Annotated in this window: 23 protein-coding genes and 1 tRNA gene; 8 read left to right on the top strand and 16 right to left on the bottom strand. The window is 43.3% G+C overall.

What is annotated here, in order from left to right; genetic code table 11:
- Positions 1-300 precede the first annotated feature (300 nt).
- Positions 301-1,134: a histidinol-phosphatase HisJ gene (hisJ, locus tag LRC_RS03520; protein WP_014073182.1), complete on the bottom strand. Its 834-nt coding sequence runs from the start codon at positions 1,132-1,134 to the stop codon at positions 301-303.
- Positions 1,135-1,234: 100 nt separating this feature from the next.
- On the opposite strand from hisJ, the gene LRC_RS03515 reads away from it, so the two are divergent.
- Complete coding sequence (locus tag LRC_RS03515) at positions 1,235-1,999, top strand: exodeoxyribonuclease III (RefSeq protein ID WP_014073181.1); 765 nt, start codon at positions 1,235-1,237, stop codon at positions 1,997-1,999.
- 12 nt (positions 2,000-2,011) lie between these two features.
- Positions 2,012-2,554 carry a 3'-5' exonuclease gene (locus LRC_RS03510; RefSeq protein WP_003692617.1) on the top strand — a complete coding sequence of 181 codons (543 nt, stop codon included), beginning with the start codon at positions 2,012-2,014 and terminating at the stop codon, positions 2,552-2,554.
- Positions 2,555-2,638: 84 nt separating this feature from the next.
- On the opposite strand, the gene tsaE is transcribed toward LRC_RS03510, so the two are convergent.
- The 3 genes from tsaE to LRC_RS03495 are packed head-to-tail and all read right to left on the bottom strand — an operon-like array spanning position 2,639 to position 4,805.
- A complete protein-coding gene (gene tsaE, locus LRC_RS03505) occupies positions 2,639-3,094 on the bottom strand; it encodes a tRNA (adenosine(37)-N6)-threonylcarbamoyltransferase complex ATPase subunit type 1 TsaE (RefSeq protein ID WP_014073180.1) in 456 nt (151 codons plus the stop codon).
- Between the two features lie 4 nt (positions 3,095-3,098).
- Positions 3,099-4,076 (bottom strand): phosphate acetyltransferase, encoded by a 978-nt coding sequence (pta, locus tag LRC_RS03500; protein WP_014073179.1) that lies wholly within the window; start codon positions 4,074-4,076, stop codon positions 3,099-3,101.
- Between the two features lie 39 nt (positions 4,077-4,115).
- Positions 4,116-4,805 carry a uracil-DNA glycosylase gene (locus LRC_RS03495; RefSeq protein WP_014073178.1) on the bottom strand — a complete coding sequence of 230 codons (690 nt, stop codon included), beginning with the start codon at positions 4,803-4,805 and terminating at the stop codon, positions 4,116-4,118.
- A gap of 178 nt (positions 4,806-4,983) precedes the next feature.
- Between LRC_RS03495 and LRC_RS03490 the strand changes: the two genes are divergently transcribed.
- The 3 genes from LRC_RS03490 to LRC_RS03480 are packed head-to-tail and all read left to right on the top strand — an operon-like array spanning position 4,984 to position 7,009.
- The gene (locus tag LRC_RS03490; RefSeq protein WP_014073177.1) at positions 4,984-5,853 is read left to right on the top strand and encodes a Cof-type HAD-IIB family hydrolase; all 870 of its coding nucleotides are present in this window, start codon (positions 4,984-4,986) and stop codon (positions 5,851-5,853) included.
- Positions 5,854-5,890: 37 nt separating this feature from the next.
- Positions 5,891-6,412, top strand: coding sequence for an LURP-one-related/scramblase family protein (locus LRC_RS03485; RefSeq protein WP_014073176.1), 522 nt, complete (start codon positions 5,891-5,893; stop codon positions 6,410-6,412).
- Between the two features lie 27 nt (positions 6,413-6,439).
- Positions 6,440-7,009: a GNAT family N-acetyltransferase gene (locus LRC_RS03480; protein WP_003692605.1), complete on the top strand. Its 570-nt coding sequence runs from the start codon at positions 6,440-6,442 to the stop codon at positions 7,007-7,009.
- Positions 7,010-7,414: 405 nt separating this feature from the next.
- On the opposite strand, the gene LRC_RS03470 is transcribed toward LRC_RS03480, so the two are convergent.
- From LRC_RS03470 to rpoN, 11 genes are all read right to left on the bottom strand, one after another.
- The gene (locus LRC_RS03470; protein WP_014073174.1) at positions 7,415-8,473 is read right to left on the bottom strand and encodes a 3D domain-containing protein; all 1,059 of its coding nucleotides are present in this window, start codon (positions 8,471-8,473) and stop codon (positions 7,415-7,417) included.
- Positions 8,474-8,678: 205 nt separating this feature from the next.
- Positions 8,679-9,149, bottom strand: coding sequence for an SsrA-binding protein SmpB (smpB, locus tag LRC_RS03465; RefSeq protein WP_003692601.1), 471 nt, complete (start codon positions 9,147-9,149; stop codon positions 8,679-8,681).
- A 15-nt stretch (positions 9,150-9,164) separates the two neighbouring features.
- Positions 9,165-11,540, bottom strand: coding sequence for a ribonuclease R (gene rnr / locus LRC_RS03460; RefSeq protein ID WP_014073173.1), 2,376 nt, complete (start codon positions 11,538-11,540; stop codon positions 9,165-9,167).
- 96 nt (positions 11,541-11,636) lie between these two features.
- Positions 11,637-11,873 (bottom strand): preprotein translocase subunit SecG, encoded by a 237-nt coding sequence (gene secG / locus LRC_RS03455; protein ID WP_003692598.1) that lies wholly within the window; start codon positions 11,871-11,873, stop codon positions 11,637-11,639.
- Between the two features lie 73 nt (positions 11,874-11,946).
- Positions 11,947-13,494 carry a ClC family H(+)/Cl(-) exchange transporter gene (locus LRC_RS03450; protein ID WP_014073172.1) on the bottom strand — a complete coding sequence of 516 codons (1,548 nt, stop codon included), beginning with the start codon at positions 13,492-13,494 and terminating at the stop codon, positions 11,947-11,949.
- Between the two features lie 123 nt (positions 13,495-13,617).
- Positions 13,618-14,943 carry a phosphopyruvate hydratase gene (gene eno / locus LRC_RS03445; protein WP_003692594.1) on the bottom strand — a complete coding sequence of 442 codons (1,326 nt, stop codon included), beginning with the start codon at positions 14,941-14,943 and terminating at the stop codon, positions 13,618-13,620.
- 110 nt (positions 14,944-15,053) lie between these two features.
- A complete protein-coding gene (gene tpiA / locus LRC_RS03440) occupies positions 15,054-15,809 on the bottom strand; it encodes a triose-phosphate isomerase (RefSeq protein ID WP_014073171.1) in 756 nt (251 codons plus the stop codon).
- Positions 15,810-15,866: 57 nt separating this feature from the next.
- A complete protein-coding gene (locus LRC_RS03435; protein WP_014073170.1) occupies positions 15,867-17,072 on the bottom strand; it encodes a phosphoglycerate kinase in 1,206 nt (401 codons plus the stop codon).
- Positions 17,073-17,197: 125 nt separating this feature from the next.
- Complete coding sequence (gene gap, locus LRC_RS03430) at positions 17,198-18,211, bottom strand: type I glyceraldehyde-3-phosphate dehydrogenase (protein WP_014073169.1); 1,014 nt, start codon at positions 18,209-18,211, stop codon at positions 17,198-17,200.
- Between the two features lie 67 nt (positions 18,212-18,278).
- Positions 18,279-19,310 (bottom strand): sugar-binding transcriptional regulator, encoded by a 1,032-nt coding sequence (locus LRC_RS03425; protein ID WP_014073168.1) that lies wholly within the window; start codon positions 19,308-19,310, stop codon positions 18,279-18,281.
- Between the two features lie 343 nt (positions 19,311-19,653).
- Complete coding sequence (rpoN, locus tag LRC_RS03420; RefSeq protein ID WP_258414621.1) at positions 19,654-21,003, bottom strand: RNA polymerase factor sigma-54; 1,350 nt, start codon at positions 21,001-21,003, stop codon at positions 19,654-19,656.
- Positions 21,004-21,032: 29 nt separating this feature from the next.
- On the opposite strand from rpoN, the gene LRC_RS03415 reads away from it, so the two are divergent.
- Together LRC_RS03415 and clpP are read left to right on the top strand one after the other, a co-directional pair.
- Positions 21,033-21,104: transfer RNA gene (locus LRC_RS03415), tRNA-Arg, on the top strand.
- Positions 21,105-21,365: 261 nt separating this feature from the next.
- Positions 21,366-21,959, top strand: coding sequence for an ATP-dependent Clp endopeptidase proteolytic subunit ClpP (gene clpP, locus LRC_RS03410; RefSeq protein ID WP_003692580.1), 594 nt, complete (start codon positions 21,366-21,368; stop codon positions 21,957-21,959).
- A 65-nt stretch (positions 21,960-22,024) separates the two neighbouring features.
- On the opposite strand, the gene LRC_RS03405 is transcribed toward clpP, so the two are convergent.
- A complete protein-coding gene (locus tag LRC_RS03405; RefSeq protein ID WP_014073166.1) occupies positions 22,025-22,654 on the bottom strand; it encodes an ABC transporter ATP-binding protein in 630 nt (209 codons plus the stop codon).
- A 219-nt stretch (positions 22,655-22,873) separates the two neighbouring features.
- On the opposite strand from LRC_RS03405, the gene LRC_RS03400 reads away from it, so the two are divergent.
- A complete protein-coding gene (locus LRC_RS03400; RefSeq protein WP_476737624.1) occupies positions 22,874-24,031 on the top strand; it encodes an IS256 family transposase in 1,158 nt (385 codons plus the stop codon).

The following is a 24,031-nucleotide window of genomic DNA, read 5'->3' as shown; positions in this document are numbered from 1 at the left end:
TATCGTGGTTCCACCCCGTTTCATCCGCATTTCGCAATACGGACCTCATGTTGAACGAGTCAACAGCGATAACGGAACTAACCGGATAAAACTACTACAGTTCAATATTAATGGTTCATTTCATCAGCTCGCAGGCGTGTACGCTGCCACGAGCGGTCTGTTCACAGCTTCCAAGACTCTCTTAACGCTCTTTCTGACAGTTTTCTCCTGGTCATTACAATTAATTAAAATTCAATTAGGAATTAATTTACAATTAATAATAAACATTTATGCTTCAAAAGTCAATAAAAATCCTGAAAATTATTGAGCCAGACTTGAAAAAAGATGATAGCCTTGACCAACGGCATCGATTTCGTGCGCATCCGATCCGTAGATCAACGGAATCTGCATCTTTTTGGCCAAAGAAAGCACCTGAATTCCCGGATAAAACTCATTGCAATACGGCTTGTACATTCCGGCAAGATTAAAGTCAAGCTGTCTTTTAGTTTGCTTGATTTCTTTTAAAATCTCTTCGATAAGCAGCATGTTGCGTTCATCAAACTTTTCAGGAAATGAAAAATAATCTTGATATTTTTTAATTAAACTCATATGTCCGATTCTTTTCGGAGCATATTCTCCCAAATCGGCTTCGATCGAATCTTTGACGAGCATTAAATATCGATGATATATTTCTTGGGGATCATCCAACAACTCTTTTACGCCGGCTTCCAAATCTTCAGGTGAAAAATCGATGCAGTGGAATTTATTTTCTGAATTTTGAATAAAATGAACCGACAAAATTCCCGTATCGCAACGCGGGCCGTATTCATCAAGGAATTTTTTGATTTCGGATTCAAATCCTGGCAAATAATCCGTTTCAAATCCAATATGAACGTTGATTTTTCCTTTGAATCGTTCTTTTAAACATTCGGCATGCTCAAAATACTCTTCGAGCTGATCAAAACCAAGCGATGCAGTCTCATACCCTTCCCTTGGTCCTTCATATGACGTTTCAAAACCAGCCGGAAGCGGTGCATGTTCCGTAATGCAATAATCAGTAAAACCTAATCTGATTGCCTTTTCAATCATTTTTTCAGTTTTTTCTCCACTTCCGTGCGCACACAGCTGCGTATGCGTATGTCCGTCCATTTTCATCTGCTGCACCTCGCTTTTTTCGATAATTATATCCATCCAAGTGCTTAGCGTCAACAAATTTGTTATAATGAACACATCAAAAACAAGGGACTGAGATCAGATGAATTTTGTTTCATGGAACGTCAACGGCCTAAGAGCCGTACTCAAAAAAAATTTTAGCGAAGTCTTTGAAAAACTTGATGCCGATTTCTTTTGCATCCAGGAAACCAAATTGCAGGAGGGACAAGTCGAACTGGATTTGCCAGGATATCATCAATATTGGAATTACGCTGAACGCAAGGGATACTCGGGAACGGCAATTTTTACGAAACACGAACCTCAATCGGTCAGCTACGGAATCCAAAACAGCGAATTCGATCATGAAGGCCGAGTTATCACTTTGGAATATGCAAGTTTTTATCTTGTCTGCTGCTACTCGCCAAATTCGCAGCCAAAACTCAAACGCCTTGATTTTCGGATGGGCTTTGAAGATGCCTTCTTAAATTATCTCAATGCTTTAAAAGAGAAAAAACCGGTCATCATGTGCGGTGATCTGAACGTTGCGCATGAAGAAATCGATTTGAAAAACCCAAAAACAAATCATAAGAATGCCGGCTTTTCAAATGAAGAACGCTCCTGTATGACGCGACTTTTGGAAAACGGATATCTTGACACGTTTCGGTTCTTCCATCCTGATGAAACAGGCATCTACTCATGGTGGAGCTATCGTTTCAATGCCAGAAAAAACAATGCCGGGTGGCGCATCGATTATTTCATCGTTTCAGAATCGCTGAAGGATTCGTTGGAAAATGCAGAGATTCTGACAGACATCATGGGCTCGGACCATTGTCCCGTCTTGCTTGAAACGGCTGATTTGAAAATTTAAAGGAAGGGAAATATGAATTTTGTTGCATTTGACTTTGAAACGGCAAATGCTAAACGAAACAGTGCCTGTTCTTTAGCATTGACGGTCGTTCAAAACAATCAGATCGTTGATGAGCTCTACTCGCTCATCAATCCAAAAACCAATTTTGATTATCGAAATATCGCCATTCATGGAATCAAACCTCAAATGGTTGCCGATTCTCCGGATTTTTCCGAACTGTGGCCTCATATCGAAAGCTTTTTTACGCCTGAATCGCTCGTCGTTGCGCATAATGCCCCTTTCGACTGCAGCGTGCTGACGCGCACGTTGGAAAAATACGGGATAGCTGCCCCTCATTTTAACGTCATCGATACCGTCAAGACAAGCAAGCAATTCTATGATTTCCAAGACAATAAGCTTGATACCCTCTGTCAAAATCTTGACATTGACCTCGCACATCACCACAATGCCTTGGATGACAGTCAGGCATGTGCCAAAATTTTGCTTTCTCAACTTCAAAATTTTGGATCTGATACATTGAAATCATTTATTTACAAATACCCGCGAAAACGATAAGATTAAATTCGCTAAAAAATCCGGACTGTGTGCTGACGCAATCCGGATTTTTCCGTTATGGACTTTTACAACATGCTTGATGTTCTACTCAAAAATCTTCAACATCTCTTCATAGCGTTTTCCACGGGGTTCAAAGACTAACGTTCGCTTATCGTCATCCGTTTCATCTTTGATAAAATGAACGATCAAAAATTCTTTCGGCAAATCATCTTCAACAAACTGCGACCATTCAACAACGCTTACTCCGTCACCGTTGAAATACTCTTCAAGGCCAAGATCGTCTCCGCCCGTTTCTTCAAGCCGATACACATCCATATGGTAAAGAGGCAAACGACCTTCGTGATATTCGCGAATCAATGTGAAAGTCGGACTTTTGACGTTTTTCCTAATGCCGAGTCCGCGCGCCAACCCCTTTGTAAACGTTGTCTTTCCGGCTCCAAGATCACCGTCAAGCAAAATGACGTCGCCGGCATGGAGCGCTTTGGCAAGTTTTTCAGCGACTTTTTGGGTAAGCTCTGCATTTGATACGGAAAACTGCATGCTCTTAGTCCCCCAGCGTTTGCGCTGCCGTGATCAAAGCAACCTTATAAACGTCTTCTTCGGAGCATCCGCGCGAAAGATCGGAAACAGGCGCATTCAAGCCTTGAAGAATTGGTCCGACCGCTTCGAAATTGCCCAAACGCTGCGCAATCTTGTAGCCGATGTTTCCTGACTGCAGTTCAGGAAAGACAAAAACGTTTGCGCTGCCGGCAACTTTTGAGTCTTTAGCCTTCTTTTCCGCAACGCTTTTGACAAATGCAGCGTCAAATTGGAGTTCGCCGTCGATTTGTTCATCAGGAGCAATTTCCTTAGCAAGCTTGGTTGCTTCTTGAACCTTTGTGACCTCATCCGATTTTGCAGAGCCCATCGTTGAAAAACTGAGCAGCGCAACGCGCGGATCAATATCGAACAAACGCGCAGATCTTGCGCTTTGAACGGCAATTTCTGCCAGTTCTTCAGCATTAGGATTGATGTTGATCGCACAATCAGCAAAATAATAGCGCTCATCCCCACGACTCATGATGAATGCACCGCTCGTCCGACTGACGCCTGGCTTCGTTTTAATAATCTGAAGCGCAGGACGGACCGTGTCTCCCGTTGGATGAATGGCACCGGAAACGAGTCCGTCGGCATTTCCCATGTAGACCATCATCGTTCCGAAATAATTGACGTCTTTCAGCATCTTTCGTGCCTGTTCTTCAGTATTCTTTCCCTTGCGTCGCTCGACGAAAGCTGCCACCATCTTTTCAAATTCTTCCGAAGGATACTTGTCAGGATCGATTACTTCGATGCTTTCCGGCAAAGCCTGTCCATTATTCGAATCTTCGACCGTTTCTTTTGCTCCAAGAATGATTGGCTTGATCATGCCGTCATTTGCCAAACGAACCGCTGCTTTAACAATGCGTTCGTCGTTTCCTTCAGGAAAAACGATTTTGATGTTCTTGCCAGAAATCTTATTTTTCAAACTTTCAAATAAATCCATACCATCTGCACCTCTGTTAATAAATTTTTGATTTCCTGATTAAAGTTCATCAATCGTTTCAGGAAGCTGCCAATCAATTGGCTCCTCTCCCATTGCGATCAATGCCTGATTGGTCTTTGAAAACGGACGCGAGCCAAAAAAGCCGCGACTCGCCGACAAAGGACTTGGATGTGCCGATTTCAAAACAATATTTTTCGTCGTATCAATCAAACTGATTTTATCTTGTGCGGCACGTCCCCACAAAATAAAGACAACAGGTCCGGGACGACTTGACAATTTTTCGATTGCAGCATCCGTCAGCCTTTCCCATCCCTTGCCTTTATGCGAAAAAGCCTGTCCGTTTCTGACCGTTAAAACAGAATTTAGCATCAACACGCCTTGCTCGGCCCATTTTTTTAGATAACCGTGCTTGACCGGCTTGATTCCAAGATCGCTTTCCAGCTCTTTGTAGATATTGCGCAATGACGGTGGAATATCTACGCCCGGAAAAACCGAAAAGCTCAATCCGTGCGCCTGATTTGGTCCATGATACGGGTCCTGTCCCAAAATGACCACTTTAACGTCTGAAAACGGGGTCAATTCAAAAGCCTCAAAAATATGATACATGTCCGGATAAATCGTATGACTCAAATACTCGTTCTTTAAAAAGGCATGCAACTTTGCATAATAATCAGATTCAAACTCCGATTCCAGCACTTCTTGCCATTCGTTATGGATAATTGTTTTCAATTTCAGCACCTCGCTTTTATTTTATCACAATGTTAACCTATTCACATATGTTTTCGCTTACATTTCAATTTTCATTTCACCCTTGGAAAATTATTGATTTTTATCCGCTCTTAATCGTTTTTCACGCGTTTTCATGTTAAAATTATAGTGATAGACAAATAAAGTGAGGTTAATTTCAATGGTTCAAATCATCGCATCTGACATGGACGGAACTTTGTTGAATGACGAAATGGTCATTTCACCAGGCAACGCCGCAGCAATCAAACATGCACAGTCTCTTGGCGTGCACTTTGTCGTTTCTTCAGGGCGCTCCCTTGAAGAAATCAAGCCATTGATTCAGGCTGCCGACATTACCTGTCCTATGATCACGCTAAACGGTGCAATCGTCTTGGATGAAAATGCCAAAATGATCAGCGCCGCCCCGATTCCTGATACGGTTGCCAAAAAAATTATTGTTTCCTTGCATAAAAAGGGACTTTACTTTGAAGTAATTACTGACAAGGGCGTTTGCTCCGATGATAAAGCTAAGCGAATCGAAAACTTTGCGGAACTTCTCGCAAGCATCAGTCCCGATACTTCTTATAAATTGGCCGTTACGCTTGCATCAGCTCGAATGGAACTGATGAACATCAACTATGTCGACAATTATATGGATCTCGTCGATGATCCGCATACAATGATTTGCAAAATCGTTGTTTTCAGTCAAGAAGGCATGAAAGTTCTCGGTCCTATCAAAGATGAGCTTTCAAAGGACAAGAATCTTGTCATCACCTCATCCGGTTCTCGCAACATCGAAATCAACCACGTTAATGCTCAAAAGGGCGTAGCGCTTGCTGCATTTGCCGACAGTCTCAACGTTCCAATGGACAACGTGATGGCTATCGGAGACAACAACAATGATGCTTCGATGATCAAGGCCGCCGGCATCAGCTATGCCGTCGGAAACGCAACCGATGAAATCAAAATGCTTGCCAAGCATCTGACGGTCAACAACACCGAAGATGGCGTCGGCAAAGCAATTGAAGAAGTATTGGCAACCCAAAATTAGTCAAATCTTTCGATAAAAGAATCGAGGTGAGTTTCAAGTGCGCAAATTATATTCGCATCGCAATCGCCTGTCAACTCGCGGAACAACGACGATTACGGATGAAAACGGCTCAAATGTCTATCTTATCAACGGCCGTTGGGGGATGCACGCCGGCGTCATGTCGGTCTACTCTTCATCTAATTTGCTTGAAGCCGAAATCAAGCAACGCTCACTTGGAATGCTGCCAAAGTTTGATTTATACAAAAAACGCAAGTATGCCGGCTCGATTCGCCGATATTACGGTGTCAGTCGAGAAATGCTGTTCGTGAAAAAGCTCAACTGGCTGATTATGGGCAACCTTTCGACTTACAATTACCGCGTTTTTCATGGTCGAGAATGCATCATGACCATCAACGAGGTCCAATTGGCAAGCGGAGATTATCTTGAATTCACCATTTCCCATGAAGAAGATGAGGCATTGCTTCTTTGCATCGCTTCAATTCTTGATTATTGGGCCAAAACCGGGACGAAGGCGCGCAATCGGCGATTCGGCTGCGGCAGAAACCTTGCATTTGACTAAAGCATTAGAGAGAAAGGAACTTACAATTTGATAATCCGTCAAGCAGAAGAAGACGACGCCCAGCAGATAATGGCACTGTTCCATATTATTTTAAAAGAAATGGAGGTGCCTTTGCTGAAACAAGCCGATGACAAAAAACTTTGCAAAGCGTTGGAGCGTTCTTTCGAAACTCCTGAGTGTCGCAAAACGCTTGCGCAAATTATCGTCGCAGACGTTAGCGGAAAAGTGGCGGGAATCGCATTTGGCTATCCAAATGAAAACGAGCACAAAGTCGATTCTCTTTTATGCCGCTTCTTTCCTTCCGTTGGCCTTCAAAAGCGCGACAGCGTGTATGATCAGGATGATTCTGAGCTTCCTGACGAATGGTATCTTGATTCGTTGGTCGTTTCGCCCAAATACAGAGGGTGCGGCATCGGTACGGCCTTGCTTAAAGCATTGCCGAAAGTTGCGCACAAAAGAAACAAAGCCAGAATCGGCCTTGACGTCGACGTTAAAAATACCAAGGCTGAACACCTTTATCGTCATTTAGGCTTTAAGGGAAGTTCAACTTGCCTGATTGATGCTCATGAGTACAAACATTTGCAGATTGCCGTCTGACATCGATCGACTCGGATTAACAGCCGTATGCAAATTTACGGCTGTTTTATTTTACGATCAGAACGGGACCATCGATGTTCATCGATTCCATGACAAAAGAGGCTGAGAAAAAAGGCCCGTGTCTCTCTTGAATTAAACGAAAAGCCGAACAAAGGCGGTCGATTTGCGACTGACTTTGTCCGGCCTTTTTAATTTCCAATGAATAAAAACTACTTTTTTCAAGCAGCAGTACTGCTCAGCCAATCCAGCCAAGCTCTCAGTCAAATTTACCGCAAAACTATTTTGGGTTATTTCCATTAAGGAAAGCGATCTCCTGTATACGAAAAAACCGGATTAGATTTGCACTTGATTGCAAATCATCCGGTTTTTCAATTGAGACAAAGTTTTTCCCAGCCTCTTTTATTATTAATTCAAAATTTTGACCGTTACAGTTCGACGACCCCATGCCATCGATTGAGCAACCGTCGCAAAGTGCAAGTCGATGACGTTGCCTTTGATTGCCGTTCCCGTATCTCCGGCAACGGAAACTCCGTAACCAGAAACCCAGATAATGCTTCCGAGAGGAATGACGCTTGGGTCAACTGCAACGCAGCTTGGATGTTGTTTGAGGTTGATTCCTGTTGCGGAATAAGTACCCATTCCATTGGCTTCAGTCGAATAGGCCGTTGCTGACATTGTCAACGTCTTTGAACCTGAAACGTTGTCTGCCGATGTTGCAGCCTTAGAATTGTCAACCGTTTTCGTTGACGTCTGCTGAACCTGCTGCTGTTTTTGCTTTTGTGCTTCTTCTTCAGCCGCTTTCTTTTGTGCTTCTTCCATCGCTTTCGCCTGTTGTTCACGATCGGCCAGCTGTTTCATTTCGCTTTGTCCGTCAGCAATTTTTTTCTTTAAATCTGACATCTGCGAATCAAGCACTGCTTTTTGATCATTGACTTGGCGTTCTTGTGAAACAAGGTTTGATTTGTATCCTTGCAATTGCTCCTTGGCTTGCGAAATATCGACAATGCTTTGCTTAACGGCGGCCAAGCTGTCATTATATACGCTTTGCAAACGTTGCAAAGCAATCATGCTTCTTAACCACTGAGTCAAGCTTGTCGATTTCTCAAGAATCGAAAGACTCGTATTGGTTCCTTGGCGCTTTTGAAGTTCGCAAAGACGTTCTTTGGCATCTCTGACGCGATTCTTTTTTTCTTGCTGCGCCTGTTGCAACTTGGTTTGCGTTTGTGTAATCTGTTGCTCAGTTTCTTTCTTCTTTCCTTCCAAATCTGAAAGTTTTTGATAAACTTGGTTGATTTCATCCATTTTTCCAGACAATTCGTTTGAATTTTGGTCGAGCTGTTTCTTGACCGATTCTTGTTTTGCATGAATGTCAGCAACCGAATCGCATAATCCGACAACCGCTGCTGCACGAAGATTGAACAAAATGGAAATCAAAACCAGCAGTACTGCTTTTTTTATTTTCATCTATATAACAGCCCCTTTACTTTAATCAAGTATAACGTGTATTTTGATGAATGATATGACACTTTAATTACAATGAGATTGCTAAATGCAGTAATGTTACACAAGTGTAACAAAAAACTTAAGATGTCACTTTTTATTACTCAATTTGCTGCTAATGACAATATAAAAAATACGCATAGCGTTTAATTTCTATGCGTACGAAAAATTATTTAAAATTTTTGAGCGTTCGTTGAATCTCACGTTCCTGATCACGTCGCTTGATTGTTTCACGCTTATCATACTCATGTTTACCGGTTGCTACGCCGATCAAAACTTTGGCAAAGCCATTTTTGAGATAGACTTTGAGCGGAACGAGCGTCACGCCCTTTGCGCTGGTTTTTTGTCCAAGTTGAACAATCTGCTTTTTATGAAGCAACAGTTTGCGTCTGCGCAAAGGATCGTGATTAAATCGATTGCCTGCGGTATACTCTGAAATATGAACATTTTCAAGCCAAGCCTCGTCATTTTTGATTTGAGCAAACCCGTCCTTTAGAGTCACGCGACCTTCACGAACGGATTTGATTTCGGTGCCCGTCAGCACGATTCCTGCTTCAACGGTTTCCAAAATATTGTAATCATGTCTTGCTTTTTTATTTTGAGCCAACGGACGTTGTTTTTCACTATTTTTTCCAGCCATCCGAACCAGACCTTTCTATTTGCGACGCTTGTTATTGTTTCGGCCACTCTTATAATATGGCTTGTTGCCTTTCTTGTAATCTTTTTTCTTGTCAAATCCAGAGCGTTTTCCGCCACGCTTGCGATCATCTTTGCCATGACGGCGGTTATCGCGATTTCCTTGACGACGTGGCGGCAATTCAGGAAGATCAACGCCTTCAAGCAGATCGGACGTCGGTGCCTTATCCAAATCAAGGAGCTTGAAATTGATTTCTTTTTGTTCAACGTTGACGTCAAGCAGTTTGACGCGCACGGGCTGGCCGATGCGATACGTCTTGTGTTTGTTACGTCCGACCAATGCCATGTGTTTTTCAACAAAAACATAGTAGTCATCACCGATTTCACTGATATGAATCAATCCTTCGACCGTATTGTCCAATTCGACGAACATACCGAATTTAGTTACTGAACTGACCATTGCGTCAAATTCTTCACCTACGTGATCTGCCATGTATTCGGCTTTCTTCATCGCATCCGTATCACGTTCGGCATCAATTGCACGACGTTCCATTTGTGAACAATGCGTTGCGACTTCCGGCAGCTCATCACGAAAAACTGCTTGGGAATCTTCCGAAAGCCCGTGTTCTGCATAATAATGAGCCATGCGATGCACCATCAAGTCAGGATAACGTCTGATTGGAGACGTAAAATGCGTATAGTCGGTTGCTGCAATTCCGAAATGTCCAAGCGGTTCAGGAGAGTATTTTGCTTGTTGCATTGATCGAAGCAGCATAACCGAGACAACGGCTTCTTCCGGGCGTCCGGCAACTTTTTTCAAAATGTTCTGCAACATCTTTGGAGTGATATCGTGCGTTGATCCCGTAACTTCGACGCCGATTGCAGATAACAACTCAAAGAATCGTTTAATCTTTTCTTCTTTCGGCGTTTCATGAATTCGGTAAAGAAACGGCACGTTCGCCTTGTTGAAATGTGCGGCAACCGTTTCATTTGCCGCAAGCATGAATGATTCAACCATGCGTTCGCTTGTCCCGCGTTCGCGAAGCTCGATATCGATTGCGTGACCTTTTTCGTCAACGATAATTTTTGCTTCATTTTCTTCAAATTCGATGGCACCGCGCCTTTTGCGCATTTTGAGCAAAATTTTATGCAATTCGCCCATCGTTTCAAACATCGGTACAAGATCCTTATATCTTTCCATCGTCTTTTCATCATGTGATTCAAGAATCTTGTTGATGGCAATGTAGGTCATTCGTTCCGTTGTTTTGATAACGCTCGGATAAATTTCATGCGCAATGATTTCGCCTTCAGGAGTAATTTCCATGTCGCATGAAAGCGCTAAGCGATCTACCTTTGGATTAAGCGAACAGATGCCGTTTGACAGTTTTGCCGGAAGCATCGGGATTACTCGATCCGTCAAATATACAGAGGTTCCGCGCGAAAAAGCTTCATCGTCAAGCGGGGTTCCGGGCGTGACATAATGCGAAACATCTGCGATATGAACGCCTAAATGATAGTTTCCGTTCGGCAATTTCCAAGCGGTTACCGCATCATCCAAGTCTTTTGATTCGATTGCATCAATCGTAACGAGTTGTTGATCGCGAATATCGCGACGACCTTTCATTTCTTCTTCCGTAACATGATCAGGAATTCTGGCAACTTGCTCCATGACCTCTTCAGGAAATTCGGAAGGAATCTTGTGTTGATAAACGATTTGCAAAATATCAATGCCAGGATCGTTAACGTTTCCGATAACTTTAACCGCCACGCCCTTTAAAATGCCGGGAACGTGCGGATCAGGATAAGACGTAATATCAGCCAACACGACTTCTCCTTCAACGGGGTGCAGCCCGTTGTCTTCCAACAGGAAACGATATGCGGCCAATTTTTTGTCCTTAAGATGAATCTCACCAAGGATTCCTGTCGGATAAGTTGCATCAGAATCGACAAAAAACGAGCCGACGACCTGCGTCAAATTATGTTCGACAATCGAAACGACTTTTCCGTCTGGTCGCTTGCCTGAAGCTTCATCGCCAGGAGTCAGCATCTCAACTTCAACTTCATCACCATTAAGAGCAGATAAGGTTTGAGTCGGATTGATGAAAAAGTCTGGTTGTTCCGGATCAACCGTGACAAATCCAAAGCCGCGATCATTGGCATGAAAAATACCCGTGAATTTTGGCAATGAATTATCCTGGGCCAATGTAAATGCCCCGTTTTGATTCAAAGTAATCTGCTTGTCATGTTCCATTTGCGCAATTGCTTGAACGACAAATTTGAATGATACGCCATCATTCATTTTAAGTCCTTCAGCTAATTCACGTACCGTAAATTCCTGGCTTGGACACTCTTTAAAACGTGCCAATAATTTTTCGATAATCTTCTCTTTTTCCATTGACTTCCTCGTTTTCGTTCTTTTTCTTTAAATTTTCATTTTTAGATTAAAAAAACTCCCCGATAACCTAATATTACGCAGGGAGCCAACTCTTAGTTAGTGTGAAGAAATGTAAACCAACGCTAATGCTAAAGCGAAGAATACGATTCCTAAAACAGTGGTAACTTTTTGCATGAATGCTTCAAATCCGCGCGGCTTTTGCTTGCTGAAAAGGTCAGCGGCACCACCGGATAATGCTGTCGATGCATTATCTGTCTTAGCAGGCTGCATCATGACAGAAATAATGATCAAAACAGAATCAATCATTAACAGTGTTAAGAGCGTATTGTACAACAGGGTACCCTCCTTACCCGCTTTGGTAAACTACATCTACTCTAATTTAGCATATATTTCATAATTTTTCCAGTTAATTATTATTTTGCTCAAAGGCATTGGCATCAATCGCTCTTCTGATTCTCGAGCGCTCGGAATGGGAAACAAGCACGACCAGCGTGTCCCCACTTCTGATTACTGTATCCCCGTGAGGCAAAAGTTCTTTTTCGCCTCTTCTGATTGAAATCAACAGCGATTCTTTTGGCCAATTGATGTCTCTGACTTGCTTATCCTGCAAAAACGAACCGACAAAAACAGGAATCTCCAAACGATCTTTAAAATCGCCATGAACCTTGGAATTTTTGGATTTTTTCAAAATATCATCAAGCATTGCCGCATAAATCGGTTCACCCCGAAGCAGATCGACAACCATATATGCAACAAGTGCGACAACTGCTAACGGCATCAAGTGCTTGATTGACCCGACCATTTCGGTTACCAGCAAAATAGCCGTAAAGGGTGCTTTTGAAATGCAGGCAAAATAACCGGCCATGGCATAAATTATGAAGTTGACGACGTACATTCTTGGCATCAGTCCAATATCAGCCATAAACGAGCCGTAAAGTCCGCCTAAAATTGCACCGAGCGACAGAATCGGCAAAAAGATACCGCCCGGGAGTCCCGAACCGAATGACACGGTCGAAAACAGTAACCGTAAAATGAAAAGTCCCAAAAAAATCGTTGTCGCCGTTGGATGACTCCCCAGCGATATAATAAGCGAATTGCCGCCCCCAAGAGTCGAAGGAAACAACAGACCAATCGGAACAAGGATGATCAACGGAATAATCCCATGAAAACATCGCGGAAATTTGAAGATCTTACTATAAACCTTTGGAACTCCCAGAGTGAATTTATCATAAACGAGACCCAACAACCCCAAGAAAATTCCCAAAATAATCAAATGAAAATACTGCCACAAAGGAAGCGTGTGGCTATACGCCATATGAAGCACTGGCGTCATTCCAAAGAAATAAAGCGACACAAGGTTAGCAGTCACAGAGGCCGATAACGCCGTTGTCCAGATCAATGGAGAAAAATTATGATAAATCTCTTCGGTCACAAACAATGACGCCGCAATCGGAGCATTGAACGCAGATGATAAACCCGCTGCCGCACCACCGGCAATCATTACGCGCAATCCCGTTCCCTTAAGTTTGGTTTTTTCTCCAAAACCTTGTCCAACTGCCGCTCCAAGCTGAATTGACGGGCCTTCTCTTCCAAGAAAAAGACCAGATCCGATTGAAAGAACCCCTCCGATCCACTTTCGGAAAAAAATTGATTTCCAACTCAGTTCAAGTTCTCCTTCAAGCTGTCCTTCAACTTGCGGAATGCCAGAACCGCTGATGTTTGGCTCATCCTTAATAAATTTCGCATTAACCAGCCAAGCAACGATAAAAAACAAAAAGAGCAACAGCATCCAAATCGGTTTTTCAAACCCGGCAGAAAATACGATTTTAACAATCTTCAGCATATTCTCAATGCACAATCTGAATAAGCTGATGACAAAACCAGCAATGACTCCGACAACTGCACCGCGCCAAATAAAATGAAACCGCGTCTTATCCAATTGAAGAGTTTCCATAAAAATCCCCCATCTGCTGAAGCAATCAAAATCGCTTCAAAAATATGTACAAACAAAACAAGGAACCTTAAAATAAGGTCCCTTGTTTTGCGGATCATTAATCCTGATTAGTCAATCAACTAATTATTTTTCTTCGATTGCTTGACGTGCTTGTTCGCTCAAGTTGTAGAAGGATTGGATACCCTTGTATTGAGCAACGTTTTCTGTCAATTGATCTTCGATTCTCATCAATTGGTTGTACTTAGCAATACGATCTGTACGGCTCATAGAACCTGTCTTGATTTGGCCAGCGTTTGTAGCAACAACAAGATCAGCAATTGTCGTATCTTCTGTTTCGCCTGAACGGTGTGAAACGATAGCCGTGTAGCCAGCTTCCTTAGCCATTTCGATAGCTTCAACAGTTTCTGTCAAAGTACCGATTTGGTTAAGCTTGATCAAGATTGAGTTTGCGCAACCCATGCGGATACCCTTTGCAAGGTATTGTGTGTTCGTAACGAAGAAGTCGTCACCAACAAGTTGAACCTTCTTGCCAAGTTCAGCCGTAATCGTCTTCCAGTCATCCCAGTTGTTTTCGTCGATAGGATCTTCGATTGAGATGATTGGGTACTTAGCAACCAAGCCTTCAAGATACTTGATGAATTCTTCCGTTGTGAATTCTTCCTTTGTTGACCAGCGAAGAACATACTTGCCCTTTTCTGCATCCCAAAGTTCTGAAGAAGCAACGTCGATAGCGATGGAAACATCCTTGCCTGGCTTGTAGCCAGCAGCTTCGATAGCCTTGATCAAGTATTGAAGAGGTTCTTCGTTGTTAGCAAAGTCAGGTGCAAAACCACCTTCGTCACCAACAGAAGTTTCCTTGCCGTCAGCAGCAAGCAGGTTCTTCAAGTTATGGAATGTTTCAGAACCCATGCGGATAGCTTCCTTAACTGACTTAGCACCAACAGGCATAATCATGAATTCTTGGAAGTCAACCTTGTTGTCAGAGTGTGCACCACCGTTGATAACGTTCATCATTGGTGTTGGCAATACGTGAGCATTGAAACCGCCCAAGTAGTTGTACAAAGGTACTTGCAATTCGTCAGCAGCAGCACGTGCGCAAGCGATAGAAACAGCCAAGATAGCGTTGGCACCAAGCTTGCCCTTGTTAGGCGTGCCGTCCAATGCGATCATAGCCTTATCGATAGCAACTTGGTCCGTTACTTCGTAGCCAACGATTTCCTTTGCGATAACGTTGTTTACGTTAGCAACGGCCTTTGTAACGCCCTTGCCCATGAAGCGAGACTTGTCGCCGTCACGCAATTCAACAGCTTCGTGTTCGCCTGTGGAAGCACCAGAAGGAACGATTCCACGACCAAATGCACCAGCTTCCGTATAAACTTCAGCTTCAACTGTTGGGTTGCCACGTGAGTCTAAAACTTCGCGAGCATAAATTTCTGTAATTGCAGACATGAGTTATTACTCTCCTTTAAGTTAATTGACTTGAGACAAACTGTCTTCAGTGTTATTTTATATGTTTTTAGCCACAGTTGCAAACAATTTTACGCTGTGACGTCAAATTATTAGTCCTTGAAATGAACCAATTGCAAATATGATTCAGGAACGAGCGAAGCACCACCGACAAGACCGCCATCGATGTCTTCTTTAGCCATCAATTCCTTAACGTTAGCAGGCTTTACGGAACCGCCGTATTGAATGCGAACCTTGTCCGCAACCGTTTGATCATAAAGATCTGCAACCGTCTTGCGAATTACTGCGCAAATTTCTTCAGCTTGATCAGCCGTAGCCGTCTTGCCTGTACCGATTGCCCAAATTGGTTCATAAGCAATAACCAAGCTGGCAACTTGGTCAGCCGTCAATCCTTCCAAGGCAGCCTTGATTTGGCCTTCTACCCATTCTTCTGCTTTGCCGGCTTCACGTGTTTCCAACGTTTCGCCACAGCAGATGATAGGCGTCATGCCGTTGGCAAAGATTGCCTTTGCCTTCTTGTTGATGTCTTCATCTGTTTCGTGGAAATAATCACGACGTTCGGAGTGGCCGATGATTACGTAATCAACGCCCATTTCCTTCAAAACTTTAGGAGAAGTTTCGCCAGTGAAGGCACCCTTGTCTTCAAAATAGCAGTTTTCAGCGGCTACTTTTAATTCAGATCCCTTGGCATTTTCAAGCAATGCGGGAAGGTCAACTGCAGGAGCAGCAATAACGGATTCAACTTCAGAAGATGCTGGCAACTGATCCTTGACAGCCTTTACGAATTCAGCTGTTTCTTCAGGATTCATGTTCATTTTCCAGTTACCTGCAAGAATTGGTGTACGCACTTATAATCATCCTTTCAGGAAATTATTGCCGAAGCGCATTCGGCAAAAGATTCAAAATTATTTTTCAGAAAGTACTGCAATGGCAGGCAATGTCTTGCCTTCAAGGTATTCAAGAGAAGAACCGCCACCAGTAGAAACGTGTGAAAGCTTGTCAGCGATGCCGAGTTGCTTTGCAGCAGCAACTGAGTCGCCGCCGCCAACGATTGTCGTTGCATCTGAAAGCGTAGCTAAGAATTCGCCCAATGCAAGCGTACCCTTTGCAAAGTTAGGCATTTCGAAGACGCCCATAGGTCCGTTCCAAACAACGGTCTTGGCATCCTTCAACGTTTCCTTGAACAATTCAACGGACTTTTCGCCGACATCAAGTGCCATGTAGCCATCAGGGATGGCGCCTTCAACCGTCTTGTATTCAGCATCGTTTGCAAATTTGTCCGCAACAACGTTATCTACTGGCAAAACAAGCTTGTCGCCTGCTTTTTCAATAAGTTCCTTAGCCAATTCGACCTTATCGTCTTCAACCAAAGAACTGCCGACAGCAATGCCCTTTGCCTTGTAGAACGTATATGTCATGCCACCACCGACGATGACTTTGTCAGCCTTTTCAAGAAGGTGATTGATAACACCAATCTTTGAAGATACCTTTGAACCGCCCAAGATAGCAACGAATGGACGTACAGGATTGTCAACTGCATCGCCTAAGAACTTGATTTCCTTTTCCAAAAGATATCCTGCAACGGCATCTTTGCCATTGGCCTTCATTGCTTCGGAAATACCAACGTTGGAAGCATGTGAACGGTGTGCCGTACCGAAAGCATCGTTCACGAACACGTCGCCAAGAGATGCCCAGTATTGACCCAATTCAGGATCGTTGCCGGATTCCTTCTTGCCGTCAAGATCTTCAAAACGCGTATTTTCAACAAGGATAACGTCACCGTTGTTCATGTTGGCAATTGCGTCTTCCAATTGTGCACCGCGCGTAACAGGCACGAACGTTACAGGCTTGTTCAAAAGATCTGCCAAATGTTCTGCAACCGGCTTCAAGGACAGGTTAGCCTTGTCTTCTTCAGTCTTCACGCGACCAAGGTGTGAGAACAGGACAGCCTTTCCGCCCTTTTCCGTAATATACTTGATCGTTGGCAAAGCAGCAACCATACGGTTGTCGTCACCGATAACGCCGTCTTTGATAGGAACATTAAAGTCAACACGGATTAAGACTTTTTTGCCTTCAAGGTCTTTTAAGTCTTCAACTGTAAGTTTAGCCATGAAAGAAAACCTCCAAAAAATTTTAATAGATAAACCTATATATAATAAAAGGCGAGAGGAGTTGCCTCCCCCCGCCTCAAACAACCTGCAAAAGCAAGTTAATGATTTTAGCCTAAGCTAGCTTATTAAAGCATGCTTGCAAATTTTTCCAATGTACGGATCATTTGAGCTGTAAAGCCAGATTCGTTATCGTACCATGCAACAACCTTAACAACTTGGCCGTCGCCTTTGCCAACAACTTGTGTTTGTGTTGGGTCAAATACAGAACCAAATGTTGTGCCGATGATGTCTGAAGATACGATGCCGTCAGCATTGTAACCGAAGGAAGCGTTGTTTTCCGTAACCTTCTTTACGGCTGCGTTAACTTCGTCAGCTGTTACTTCTTTGCCAAGCGTAGCAACCAATTCTGTCAATGAACCTGTGATAACAGGAACACGTTGTGCATGGCCGTCAAGTTTGCCGTTCAATTCAGGAACAACCTTGCCGATAGCCTTTGCAGCACCTGTTGAGTGAGGAATCGTGTTTTGAGCAGCAGCACGAGCGTTGCGTACGTTACCCTTGCGATCTGGACCATCTTGAAGCTTTTGTGTAGCTGTGTAAGCATGGATTGTTGTCATTGTACCAGCCTTGATGCCGAATGCATCGTTAACAGCCTTTGCAAGAGGTGCCAAGCAGTTTGTTGTACATGAAGCAGCAGAAACGATCTTGTCTTCTGGAGCCAATGTATCATCGTTAACACCGTAAACGATTGTCTTCATGTCACCAGCTGGAGCTGAAACAAGAACCTTCTTAGCACCAGCATTGATGTGTGCTTGTGCCTTTTCTGGGGATGTGTAGAAACCTGTTGATTCAAGAACCAAGTCTACGCCATCGTTCTTAACCCAAGGAATGTTGTTTGCGTCTGCTTCTGCGTATACAGGGATTTCCTTGCCGTTAACAACAAGTGCATGTTCTGTAGCGGAAACTTCGCCAGCAAAGTTACCATGAGCTGTATCGTACTTCAACAAGTGTGCCAACATTGCTGGAGATGTCAAGTCGTTGATAGCAACAACTTCCAAGTCCTTAGATGTTTCAGCAATACGACGGAATGCCAAACGACCGATACGGCCAAAACCATTAATACCTACTTTAGTAGTCATAACTAAAATTTCCTCCTTTAGGAAATAAAAATTTATTTTAAAAAGCAACAAATCCCTGTAGTGAAATTCACTGCCCTTTTAAAATCGTCTTTGCGGCACCTTCGTCAGTTACCAGATACGTCTGACTCGGTGCATGGTGCATATATGCCGCAATCGCCTTGGCTTTCGAAACACCGCCGGCAACGGCAATTATGCAGTTCATCGAAGCGAGATCCTTAAGTTGAAGCCCAACACGCGGTATTTTATAAACCACCTTGCCGTCTTCATCGAAGAAGTATCCAAAAGCTTCTCCGACAGCCTTGCGACTCTTCAGCAACTCAATCTGTTTATCGCTCATCGAGCGCCGGTTGGCCATATGCAAAGCCTCACCGATGCTATGCAAAACTGCATTGCTATGCTCGATCAGTTCAACGACATCCTGAACAGCCGGCTCTTTCAAGAGAGTCTTGAAAGTTGTCTCGCTTACCTGCTCTGGCACATAAAGCGACCGGTGACTGCCACCAGTGCAAAGCGCCATCTGAGCACAAACGTTATTTGCTTGAATATCGACTCTTTCGCCGACACCGCCTCTGGCAGGGACAAACAACAATTCACGCCCTTCTGCGACTTCGGACGTCAGGCACGTTGCAACGCATGCCATCGTCGTCCCGCCCATCACGGCGATAATGTTCTTCCCGAGCGGAAGCAAAGTCTTCAAAGTATCCGTGACTATCTTCCCCATGGCATCGACAACCTTTCCGTTGTCATCGCAGTTGCCGGGAACGACCAGGCAATGCGCAATGCCAAGTTTCTTGCTGAGTTCTTTTTCCAATTGCTGAATTCCTAAAAGCGAATCCATAAAAGCCGACAATCCCAAAATTGTCTTATGACCCTTGTCCGTGAGAATCATTCCCGATTTTGTCGAAGAAATCAATTCGTACTTGCGCAGAAGATCCGTTTCCGTCCGCAAGACTCTTTCACTCATGCCCAAGGTCTGTGCCAATGATCTGCGTCCAACCGGCTCTTGCCACGCAACATTCTTCAATATCGTGTAACGCCTGCTCATGACCTCAATCATATCTGGAACGATTGCTTCGATCCATTCTATCTCTTGGTGCATTTTAAGTCTCTCTTTCCTGCGGGACGTATAACGTCCAATGGTGTCAATTAGTGACCCAGTAAGCTAAAGAAAAAAAGTACAACAACAATTGTATCACCCTGAATTGTTCTCATACCTCAATCACACCTTGAATTATATCAGTTACCCTTATGATTTGCAAGCCTCAAACATACTCAAATCAAATAAAAAAGCGGAAAAACACTTATCCAAACAAGCATTCCGCCACTTTTTACGAACATTTACAATTATCTCATCCGTTTAAAACGGATATCTTCGAACTTCTTGCATGATAACATTTGAAATCAGGCCCATATTTGGAACAATCGAAATATTAAAAAAAAACTCAATGTCGCTTACGAAAACTTGATGCAGGAATGCCGAGCCGCTCTCTGTATTTTGCAAGCGTCCGGCGGGACACTTTCAGCCCCTCTTCTTTCATCTTATCCACGATTTTTTGATCAGACAAAGGATTTTTCTTGTCTTCTTTTTCAACAATCAAGCGAATCTTTTGCTGAATCTCATCCGCACTTACGTTTTCGCCATTTTCTCCCGCATAGGAAACAGCGTGGGAGAAAAATGCCTTCAGTTCCATGACTTTTCCTTCATACAATAGATACTTTCCGCTGACGGCTCGGCTGATTGTCGATTCGTGAAGCTGCAGCTTTTGAGCCGCGTCACGCAGCAAAAAAGGCTTTAGAGGGCGATTGCTTTCGGTAAAAAAGTCATGCTGACGTTCAACAATCAAGCGTCCCAATCGAAGCAGCGTGTTTCCGCGCATCAAGACGTCTTCCTGAATCTTTTCAAATTCGTGCCGCTTTTCTTTCAGGTAATCCAAAACATGCTTGTCAGAACTGTTTTTCAAGCTTTCATAGTACTCTTTTTTAAAGCGAATCTCCGGATTGCTTTCCTTGGTCAATTTGACTTCAAGGCTTCCGTCAGGCTTTTTTTCGACAACCAGGTCGGGCTCGATATAGCCAACTTCGCTTTGATCATAAATCGCACCCGGTGCAGGCGACAAAGTTTGAACGTAATCAAGAATTTTTTGCACGTCCCCAATTGAAATGCAGTGCTTTTTAGCTATTTTTGACCACTTGCGATTCGTAAAATCTTCAAAATCTTCTTTAAGTATTTTCTCTGCATTTAACGGTGCCGAACTGTCATATTGAACTTGCAAAATCAGACATTCCTGCAGATTTCTGGCCCCCGTTCCAGGAGGATCAAGCTGTTGCAAAAGCGTCAGCGCATCAAGCATCAGGACTTTGTCGATGCCTTTTTCTTTTGAAAGTTTTTCCAGATCAGCTTTTAAATAGCCGTTTTGATCAAGCTGTGAAATGAAATAAACAACCATGTCTCTGATCGGCGTTTTTCTCATTGTCAGCTTGACCTGATCCATCAGGTAATCGTACAACGACTGTGCTTTTTTCTCCACTGCAAATTCTGCAATGTCATGTTCGTTTTGATGATCAAGCCCGCCCGTCACGTATGAATGCAAGGTATTGACAATCATGAACGGATTTTCAAGTGCGACGTTTGAAAGAAAATTATGCAAATCTTCGGAACCGTACTTTAAAATTCGAATCGACTGCTGCATCTGCTGTGTCATTGCCAATTTTTGAATCTGTTTTTGCTGCTGACCAAATCCTTGTTTCAAAGCCAAAAACTCACCTTCTTTCAAAATATTCTTGTAATTCACATGATATTAGACTAAAATAATATAAGTACGCACCGCTAGTGTAATGGATCGCACGCAAGATTCCGGTTCTTGTAATCTGGGTTCGACTCCCAGGTGGTGCATAACTATTATATTATTAGAACGCTTTCACAATGAATTGTCAAATCTTTTTTAATGCAAGGTGCGCCAGAAACGTTTTTCTGAGCACCTTTTTGTTCGTTTCACGCCTAAAGTGTCAGCACAGTCTGCAACCGATTGAAAACTTTTCGGCTTTTTAGGTGCATATTATTTGACCATTTTTGACCTATGAGTTAAACTAGCAATACAAACAGTTGAGTGATAGACTATTACATAGTTAGTTTAACAATCAGGAGGCTTTCAATATGAACTTAGTTCCTACAGTCATCGAGCAATCAGCCCAAGGCGAACGTGCTTACGACATTTATTCTCGTCTTTTGAAAGATCGCATCATCATGGTTTCAGGCGAAGTCACTGATGATATGGCAAATGCGGTTATCGCACAGCTTCTCTTCCTGGATGCTCAGGATTCAGAAAAAGACATCTATATGTACATCAACTCGCCAGGCGGTTCAGTTTCTGCCGGCCTTGCAATTTATGACACGATGAATTTCGTCAATGCCGACGTCCAAACGATCGTCATGGGCATGGCTGCCTCAATGGCTTCCGTCTTGTCAACGGCCGGTGCAAAGGGCAAACGCTTTGCGCTTCCGAACTCTGAAATCATGATTCACCAACCGCTTGGCGGAGCACAGGGGCAGTCGACGGAAATCCAGATTGCAGCCGAACACATCTTGAAGACGCGCAAACTGATCAACCAAATCTTGGCAGATCACTCAGGTCAAGACATTGAAACGATCAACAAAGACACTGAACGCGATAACTTTATGACGGCACAACAAGCAGTTGATTACGGCTTGATTGACGGCATTATGAAAAACAAGAAGAAACTCAAATAGTCATAGAATGTTAAAAGCCGTGTTCCTTTACTGGAGCACGGCTTTTTTGCACTATTGTCAACATCTCAAAAAGTTGTCAAAACGGCATCTTGAAGCAAAAGATTTTGATCTGCAAGTTTTTGAAAATCATTGTCATGAGAAACGACGATGATCGTCTTTTTATCTTCTTGAAGTTTTTTCAAAACGTCCATTATGGCCGCTGCATTTTGAAAATCAAGATTGCCTGTCGGCTCATCGGCAACAAGCACGTCAAAAGGCTTGAGGATCGCCCTTGCAATTCCGACCCTCTGCTTTTCTCCGCCGCTTAATCTATACACGGTCTTGTCCAAAACATCTGCAGTCAAACCCGTTTTCTTCAAAGCATCCGTCATCTCAGGTTCCCCGATTTTTTGACAAGCGAGTTTCAAATTCTTCCTGACGGTCTTGTCGTCCAAAAGAAAATAGTTTTGAAATACAAATGAAAAATGCCTTCCCCATAATTTTTGGTGCCTGATTTTTTTTAAATCTTTTCCCTCAAAAAACACCTGACCTTCATCAGGCTTTTCCATCCCTGAGATGATCTTCAAAAGCGTTGACTTACCCGCACCGCTCTTTCCGGTTATGCAGCAAAAAGATCCTCGATTGATTTCAAGATTGATTTCGTTCAACACAGGAACGTTATCATATCTTTTTGAAACGTTTTTTAACGTAATCATTAAAAATCCCTCCCCAAAGTTCTGTTTTTTAGGTTATGCCCGTATAATGGTGTAAATTGATAAAAAAAAGAGAGCCAAGTGCTCAGCTCCCAGGTATAATTAAATCACCTAACAAAATAATACTAGGAGGACAAACAAATGGCTCAATTAAATATTACCTTAAATCAAGAGGAAATTCTACAACTTCTTTCAAAGGATCACGATCAGGCATTTCGCTAACTGCTGCGTAAAAGTCTCAATAGTATTTTGATGGCGGAATCCACTGCTCAACTCAAGGCTGAGCCTTACGAACGGTCAGAAGAACGCACGGACAGCCGCAACGGCACTCGAGAACGCGAGCTCAAGACACGGATAGGCAAAATCACCTTAACCGTGCCGAGACATCGCAATGTTCCCTTTAAGACTCTTGTTTTCGAGAACTATTCCCGAAGCGAAGCTGCCTTGATCGCCAGTATGGCGGAGATGGTCGTCAGCGGAGTAGCGACGCGTAAAGTGTCGAATATCATGGAAACTTTGTGCGGAACGACATTTTCTAAGTCCTCAGTTTCAGAAGTATGCAAGGATCTGATTGAAAAGGTCAATGAGTTCAAGGACAGACCCTTGACCGGAGACTACCCGTTTCTAATAGTGGATGCAACCTACTTCAAGGTCAGGGAAAAACACAGAATTGTTTCCAAAGCGTTTATGATCGCTTACGGTACAAATCAGGAAGGACACCGTGAAATACTCGGATTTGAAGTATATGACAACGAATCCAAAGAAACTTGGAATTCCTTTCTCCAAAAACTGAAAAAACGTGGTCTCCAAGGACTTTTGATGATCACTTCTGATGCTCATGAAGGTATTCAGGATGCCGTCAGTAAGGTATTTCCTGATGTTCCATGGCAAAAGTGCCAGTTTCATTTTGCCAGAAACATTTCGGGAAAATCACCAAAAAAATATCAGGCAGGCATCAGAGCCGAACTTCAGGAAATGTGGAACTGCGAAACTATAGAAGACGCACGGAAAAAGCGGGACGAAATCATCGCTGATTACAGAGACGTTGCTGAAGCTGCCATGTCATGCCTCGATGAAGGCTTTGAAAGTTCCATGACCGTCATGGCGCTTCCTAAGAATTTGCGGAGATATTTCAGAACATCGAACCATATAGAACGACTAAACAAAGAGCTGAAGCGACGTTCTTCCGTCATTGGAATCTTCCCAAATAAAAACTCGCTGATGCGGCTGATGGGTTCCGTTCTGTTGGAAAGAAACGATGTCGTGATCTCCAAGAAAGCCATATTCAGTCCGGTAACCTACGCAAAAATGATCAAGTCCGAGACAGTTGCTGAACTCAAAAAATTGGCAGAGGAACAACAAAAACTAAGAGCTGCGTAA

Origin of the sequence: Ligilactobacillus ruminis ATCC 27782 (assembly GCF_000224985.1) — a bacterium.
Classification (GTDB): domain Bacteria; phylum Bacillota; class Bacilli; order Lactobacillales; family Lactobacillaceae; genus Ligilactobacillus; species Ligilactobacillus ruminis.
Note: the sequence above shows the minus strand (reverse complement) of the source record. Positions and strands in the feature narration are given on the sequence as shown.

Coding starts and splice junctions, on each gene's coding strand:
- LRC_RS03435 (WP_014073170.1), bottom strand. CDS start 17,072: ATGGCTAAACTTACAGTTGAAGACTTAAAAGACCTTGAAGGCAAAAAA.
- LRC_RS03490 (WP_014073177.1), top strand. CDS start 4,984: ATGGTTCAAATCATCGCATCTGACATGGACGGAACTTTGTTGAATGAC.
- hisJ (WP_014073182.1), bottom strand. CDS start 1,134: ATGAAAATGGACGGACATACGCATACGCAGCTGTGTGCGCACGGAAGT.
- LRC_RS03425 (WP_014073168.1), bottom strand. CDS start 19,310: ATGCACCAAGAGATAGAATGGATCGAAGCAATCGTTCCAGATATGATT.
- LRC_RS03450 (WP_014073172.1), bottom strand. CDS start 13,494: ATGGAAACTCTTCAATTGGATAAGACGCGGTTTCATTTTATTTGGCGC.
- clpP (WP_003692580.1), top strand. CDS start 21,366: ATGAACTTAGTTCCTACAGTCATCGAGCAATCAGCCCAAGGCGAACGT.
- gap (WP_014073169.1), bottom strand. CDS start 18,211: ATGACTACTAAAGTAGGTATTAATGGTTTTGGCCGTATCGGTCGTTTG.
- LRC_RS03515 (WP_014073181.1), top strand. CDS start 1,235: ATGAATTTTGTTTCATGGAACGTCAACGGCCTAAGAGCCGTACTCAAA.
- rnr (WP_014073173.1), bottom strand. CDS start 11,540: ATGGAAAAAGAGAAGATTATCGAAAAATTATTGGCACGTTTTAAAGAG.
- LRC_RS03510 (WP_003692617.1), top strand. CDS start 2,012: ATGAATTTTGTTGCATTTGACTTTGAAACGGCAAATGCTAAACGAAAC.
- LRC_RS03470 (WP_014073174.1), bottom strand. CDS start 8,473: ATGAAAATAAAAAAAGCAGTACTGCTGGTTTTGATTTCCATTTTGTTC.
- LRC_RS03405 (WP_014073166.1), bottom strand. CDS start 22,654: ATGATTACGTTAAAAAACGTTTCAAAAAGATATGATAACGTTCCTGTG.
- pta (WP_014073179.1), bottom strand. CDS start 4,076: ATGGATTTATTTGAAAGTTTGAAAAATAAGATTTCTGGCAAGAACATC.
- smpB (WP_003692601.1), bottom strand. CDS start 9,149: ATGGCTGGAAAAAATAGTGAAAAACAACGTCCGTTGGCTCAAAATAAA.
- tsaE (WP_014073180.1), bottom strand. CDS start 3,094: ATGCAGTTTTCCGTATCAAATGCAGAGCTTACCCAAAAAGTCGCTGAA.
- eno (WP_003692594.1), bottom strand. CDS start 14,943: ATGTCTGCAATTACAGAAATTTATGCTCGCGAAGTTTTAGACTCACGT.